Here is a 6,350-nt window from a genome sequence, read left to right as displayed (position 1 = left end):
CTCCCAGTACGGGAGGGCATCTCTCTGCTACGGCACGCTCAGAACCTCAAGGCCATCGGTGGATCGAGGCTAAGCTCCGTCGGTCCACGACTTGAGTGTAGGCATGGTCAGGTGCCCGGGGTGCTTGGTAGCTGCATGCGCCGTCGCCCCAGTGGGGTACTGGAACCGCACGGGTCGCCCCGTAGGGCACCTCTACGGCGCGAGCAGGCGGCGTGAGGGCCGAAGATGGACGTGAGCCTGTCTAGGTCAGGAGGCGCGCAGGTTGCCCAGCAGCACGTCCCAAACCTCGAGGACGCCGCTCCGCTCAACGTCATCGATCGGCAGGCTGTTGGTCGACCCGTCCGCCATGTGCAGCGTTAGCGTCACGCGCCCCGGCCAACGGCGGTCGATGCTCCCGCCGAAAGGCGAGTCGCCTCCCTCGAGCTCGACCCGAGAGATGTTCCTTAACGCATCGGCCCAAACTCGAGCGCTTGCACCATCGTCCAGCGTGGGGGCGGCACAGGTCACCAGCACACGGTCAGTGAGCACCCACAGCCGGGACGCGTCAGACGGTCCGTAGGTCCATCGTGGTTCGTCCTCCCCCACGAGGAGCGTCACGCGAGTCAGCGCGCTATCCCACCACGGCAGCGCTCCCGTTCCACCGGCGGCACCGTTCCAGCCCTCGAGGCGCTGGGAGACGTGCCGATGTAGTTTGCTCAGTGTCGCGTCGCGGTCGTTACCTGCCACCTTGTTGATGTCCATACTGGGTCACCATAGGGGAGAGCCGACGCCCCGCAACCCCGGATACGAGGTTCCCTTCACCACGCCGGGCGGCGCCTCGATACTCGCCGGTAGTCACGATTCACCAGAATTGACCAGAAGCTCGCCGGGCGTCTCGGAAGTGTCAGCGAGACGCACGGATCATCTTGCCGCACGGAGCGTGGGACGAACGCTAGTGGCCTGGCGCTCGTAGTAAGTCCCAGGGGCGAGCCAAACTCAGGACCAGCCGAACTCGACGCCTGTCCCGGCAGTCCGCCAGGGCCTTGGCCCGAGCCCACAGCTCTAATGAGTCGCGATCAGGTCTCCGATGGACGAGTCTGCTCGAGGCAGGGCTATCCACCCCTCCGCCGCGGCTGCGGCCTCAGCACCAGGGGGTAGAGGTTCTGTCAAATTGCGGTAGGCCGCTCGTGCGGTCATCGAGGCGAGTACGGCGTCCAGGGCGTCATCGGACTTCCGACAGTCACCTTCGTGTGCGCCAAGGTCAAGCCAGGGCGCGGCACGGATCAGCTCGTCCACCAGCTCGGCACGTCGGACAAGGCCCTTTGAGCCCTTGTAGCCCTTGTGGTTGAGTCGCCACCTGACGAGGGACGCTGCCGGGTAGACCTCCGCCACCGGGCCGGAGCCGGTTCGTGCCACTGGTAGGCCTTGCGCGGCAAGAAGAGAGAGTAGGGCGGCGCAACGCATAGTGGTCACCCCGATGCGGTCGGTTGACACACTCAGCCCCTGAATCCCGGGCACCGTGCGCTTCACATGGAGGTCCGTTTCACGGTAGGAGAGCTTGCGCCGCCAATCGGCCGCGACGCCGTCCTCGACGACAACATGATCGTCCTCATGTTTCGCGATAAAGGCGACAAATTGCCTGGGCCAGCCCAGCGGACAGTCGATGCCTGTCTTGTCGGCGTCGGACATGCTCCCGAGCAGCTCTGCGTCTGTTGCTCCGATGTGGAGATCCGAGACGCGCGCCTTGTGGCCAGTCCAGTCAATCCACGCGACGCCCGTCTTCTTGGGCTCTGCGGCTAGGTCAATCCCCAAGGTTTGCATCAGGCCAACCTATTACGTCGACGGTCGGCCTCTGCGTAGCTACCCAGCGCTCGTCCTGCGGCCGCGATGCCCACGGCCTACGACAAGATGGGTACCAACGCGCTTGCTGCTTCGGTACGCTCATGGAGTGACGCGCTACGTGTACGACGAGGAAGCGAGCAGAGCGCTACATATGAACGTGGTTCATGAGGTGGTCGAGCGTGAGCCCATGAGCTTGAACCTATGGGTGGAAGCGATGGGAAGTCTCAACGTCATCGACGATCCCCTCATCCGAAAGATCCTTGCCGTCCATCTCGACTGCGGCTCGGGAACGGGTGCCTGTGACGGCATGGAACCCGAAGTAGTGCCGATCGGCGGAGCGAGACGGTTGGGGCTGCCACACCACGGAACTCGTCGCGGAGCACTACGGTATCGAGTTCCCGACGGGCTCGGACCACGACTGAGGTTGAGTCCGCCGTCGCACTAGTTTGCCGCACGGATGGCGCCGCGACCGCCCCACCCCGGGCTTTACCCTTCGCGCGAAGGCCGTGAAAAGGCGTCGACAGAACACCTCCACGCGGTCACTAGGTCATGATCCGCTCGAACTCGTTCGCCGCATCTTCAAGTCGGCCAGCGAATGCCTCCGGCACCATGGACTCGTAGCAAGCGAGCGCACTATGGAGTGTAATCGCCACGCCGCCCGGGACCGAGTTGACCTCCCATTCCGGGACTCGACGCAGCCTCGCCTTCGCTGCGTCGTCGTCTACGTTGAAGTACGGTTCTGCGCTGACGAACGTTGCATGAGTCGACCATGTTTCGATCAGCCACGCTTGATACAGGTTCATTAGCCCGTATGTCTGCGCCCGATGCAGGGTCGCCAGATGGCGGTCCTCGATGCGCGTATCGTCGTCGGTCTCGACCGCGATAGCGCGTTCCAGAAGTTCTGCAGCTTCGCCTTCCAGGCGCCAACCGGAGTGCTGCGCAGCCTGGAATCGCGAATAGCCGTTAGCCCTGTCCCTGAGCAGGGCCTGGGCTGCGCTGCCTCGCTTGTCGACCACCCAGCGGAGGGCGATCGCATGTTCGAGCATGCAGCGAAGAAGGGGAGACGCCTCCACGTGGAAGCCGTGGTCGCTGAGCAAGAGGGCTGCCTCTCCTGTGCGCACGATCCGTGCGGTCCATCCCCAAGTTATGTTTACGGCATCAACTTGGGCTCGGGATGCTCGACTCCCGTCAGGCAATGCCATCGTCGGCGGACCTGGGGCCTTCTCCCACTCGGCGATCAACTGACGGGCCAGGTAGGACAGTCGCTCGTCGCGGTCCGAGAGGGGCACGGCGGCAGACTACGTCACCGCCAAGGCCCGCACACTCCTGCCGCACTGCGGACGCGGTAGCGTCCGCTTCTGGCGCGCTGAGGACGGCTACGCTCGTCCGATCATGCCGCACTGAGCGTGGCCGCACGCTACTGCCGCTGGTCGCTGGTGCGGCCGGAGCTACGCGAGCTCCCGGACGACAACTTGAGCGCGTGAGGGCGCGTCCCGTGACGCAGCGTCCGTCATGCAGACCCATGGCGTTCAGCCGAGAGCCGGGACGGAGTCATCTTCCGTCGGCGCTCTCAGCTTCGCAGGGGTCTTGACCGGCGGGACACAGGAGTACGGATACCGGCTCTTGGTCCTCACCCGCGGCAGTCTTGACGATCAGCCCCTCGGCCGCGCCGGCCGCTTCGGGGTCAGACAGCCGCAACTGCAAGACAAGGTAGGACACGCGAGATTCTGGGCCGGGCTCCCCGTCAGCGTTCAGGTCTTGGCAGCTGGCTCGGATGCCCCGTGATCCCACGTAGTCAGGCAGCTCATGCGCGAGTTTCCCCGGGGCGAAACCAAGCCTGTCGGCGTGGGCCTCTTGGTTCACTACCGCGTAGTCGACGATGTCTACACCCTTCGACTGTCTCCAGGCGATGGACTGCACCTCTACGGGTTTCCCAACGTCACTGCACCAGAGCTGTGACCCCAGCAATGCCGATTCCTCGCTCATGACGACATTGACTCCCCACGGAGTGTCGACCAGAGCCCGTATGTCACCTGTCGAACGGATGCAGCCAGTCAATACCAAGACGACAATGATGAGCAGCGCCTTTTCCCCCGCATGACGGCTCCCCGTGCGGCGGCCGACGGACGGACCTCGAAGTACCGCGGTAGGACGACCTCCCAAGTTTCGTCGAGCCACTGCGCGGCTGCTGCAATCCCCATGGCGGCACACTACCCCGCAGCCAGTTGCCGTCCGGGTTTGCCGCGCAAGGGATGGTGGTGGACTTCACCGTATCTGGCGCGCCGGTTAGCCGTTACCGAATCGACACTGCCCCCTGGCGAGCACCTGTCTCGTGGTCAACGAAGGGATGAGAAAAACCACAGGAAGAACACCAGTTGAGCCGGGCCACCCAGCGACAGACCCAAGACGAAGCCGGCGCCGGCCCGACGCAGAGTCGGAACGACCAGGACGACCACGGCCGACACCACGATAATGAGCGCACCGGCATTCCACCCCTGATCGCCGCCGTCCAGGACGAACCCCCACCGTCCAAGCTGCCCCAGCACCTGCTGCAGCCCAAAGCCGGCAAGGAGGCCAGTGGCGAACCCCGACAAGACAGCCAGTGCCAACGTGGTGCTCCTGACTGTCGACAGACGAGCAAGGCGGCGCCTCGCGACGTTCAACAGGGTCAGACTGCCAGACCTTATTGGTTGTCGCGGAGCTACGGTGCAGGTTGCGTCAAGAGAGCATCGTTGTGCAGGCCGCGACCCGCGGACCGCTTGACCCGACCCGTCGAGACCACGTTGACGACGAGCACCACAGGAGTAGGCCTCCCTCGCGGCAGGCATCCGCCTTTGCCGCGTGCAACTCAGACTGAGTCACTGTCACTCTTGCAACCACCGTCACTTTTTCCAAACCGCGGATCGAGGGCGACCACCGCCGCGGGGTGTACATGGCGAAGCATCGCCACCACCCATCGGCGCCTCGAGCCCACCTTGCGTGCGGCGACGAGTGTCGTGGCCTACCTACGTGGGTAGCATCTCTACATGAGTGGTAACAGCACTCGGCCCCCGGGGAGGGCCGCAGCTGAGTTCAGCGAGGCCGTGAAGAGCCAACTGGCGGCGGAGGCTGGGTACCGATGCGCAAACCCCGCATGTCTTGCAGCAACCCACGCAGCGGGCGCCACACAGGCTGGTGTAGGCAAGGTGGGACAAGCTGCGCACATATCTGCCGCTGCCGAGGGATTCGCGCGCTGGCAGCCCGGGATGGATCCCCAGGTACGTAAATCAGCAGCCAACGGAATATGGCTGTGCAATGTACACGCGCGCGAAATCGATATCGACGAGCATCGCTTTACGACCTCGCTCCTTCACGGCTGGAAACGCCGAGCACGACGCAGGGCACTTACATCCCGCGGTGTGCCTGCGCGTGAGGTTGTGCCTGACGTGCGCGCAATGATACGACATGCTTCCTGGCTGGGAGACAAGACCAGTACATCCGAGATCCATCTCTTCGTTGCGCGGTTCTTGAACGATGTCGGAGCACATTGGCTCTGGTCAGGGACAGCGTATGATGCTGTTCGGATGGCTTTGTATGAATTGATTCTGAACGCAGTCCAGCATGGCGAGGCGACACACCTCCACTTGCGTGCTCGGGGTTACCGCATCGACCTCGCTTACGTGGGCTCGGACTTCGACCCGAATGTACTGGTTGAGATGGAAGGCAACGGCGGTTCCCAAGCAATGCGACACCTCCGCGGGACGCTCGGCGAGACAATGTCGGTTGCCTACACCCACAACGGGACCGTCGCAACCGTTCGCTTCATCGACGTTGGTAGCGCCGGGCCGAACCAGCCCTGTGCGCTACGGGGACGTGACCTCCGGGGACCGTGGACGGTCCGCGTCGAGAACTGCGACGTAGTACACGTCTTCTTCAGCGGACTTCTGTCTTTCAGCGACGTTGGTGCCGTCCACCGGCAACTCGTCGCGATGCCCCCCACTCAGCGAGCAGTCCTCCATGGGCTGAGCGCTCCATTGGCAGAATTCGCTACTCAGCTCCCCAACGTCTCGGTGGCACCGACACGAAGCAGACCTCCCGCATCCTTTCCTCGTGAGCCTTAGCCACTGACGTAAGTTGACTGGTCTACGCGAGCCCAGCACACGGTCTCTACAGGCGTGACCCACATCCTCGGGGCCGCGTCGGGCGCACCAACTGCCGTCTTCAGAGTGGTGATTGTGCACCCGTCCGACTGATGCCACGCTGCCAGACATGAACCGGAGGAAGCTCGGATGCTGGTTGCGACTCGGTCACGCATGGAAGGTTCTGGATCACGCCGACGCCGACCGACTTCTTGAGTGTCGTCGATGCGGGGAGCTGAAGACGCCGACGCTGCCCGGACCGCCTTCGTGGTGATCGCACGGGCCAGGTGGACTTCCCCATCAAACCGCCAGTCCCGGCCGTCGTCCGAACGCCCGCTCTTGCCGCGGGCAGTGCGGTTCCTGTATCGCCTTGTCAGCAATCATCCAGTGCGGCGATGGCCTGCACGCGTC

Annotated in this window: 5 protein-coding genes; all 5 read right to left on the bottom strand. The window is 64.0% G+C overall.

Annotated elements, in window-relative coordinates; all coding sequences use genetic code 11:
• Nucleotides 1–246 precede the first annotated feature (246 nt).
• Nucleotides 247–741 (bottom strand): hypothetical protein, encoded by a 495-nt coding sequence (locus tag D4B81_RS17390; RefSeq protein ID WP_161965282.1) that lies wholly within the window; start codon nt 739–741, stop codon nt 247–249.
• 300 nt (nt 742–1,041) lie between these two features.
• A complete protein-coding gene (locus D4B81_RS17385) occupies nt 1,042–1,800 on the bottom strand; it encodes a DUF429 domain-containing protein (RefSeq protein ID WP_122263932.1) in 759 nt (252 codons plus the stop codon).
• A gap of 563 nt (nt 1,801–2,363) precedes the next feature.
• The gene (locus D4B81_RS17380; RefSeq protein ID WP_272914083.1) at nt 2,364–3,023 is read right to left on the bottom strand and encodes a DUF5677 domain-containing protein; all 660 of its coding nucleotides are present in this window, start codon (nt 3,021–3,023) and stop codon (nt 2,364–2,366) included.
• Between the two features lie 349 nt (nt 3,024–3,372).
• Nucleotides 3,373–3,807, bottom strand: coding sequence for a hypothetical protein (locus tag D4B81_RS17375; RefSeq protein ID WP_122263930.1), 435 nt, complete (start codon nt 3,805–3,807; stop codon nt 3,373–3,375).
• Between the two features lie 350 nt (nt 3,808–4,157).
• Complete coding sequence (locus tag D4B81_RS17370; RefSeq protein ID WP_122263929.1) at nt 4,158–4,430, bottom strand: hypothetical protein; 273 nt, start codon at nt 4,428–4,430, stop codon at nt 4,158–4,160.
• Between the last annotated feature and the right edge of the window lie 1,920 nt (nt 4,431–6,350).

The sequence above is a fragment of the Ornithinimicrobium cerasi genome (assembly GCF_003702705.1).
In the GTDB taxonomy this organism is placed as follows: domain Bacteria; phylum Actinomycetota; class Actinomycetes; order Actinomycetales; family Dermatophilaceae; genus Ornithinicoccus; species Ornithinicoccus cerasi.
Note: the sequence above shows the minus strand (reverse complement) of the source record. Positions and strands in the feature narration are given on the sequence as shown.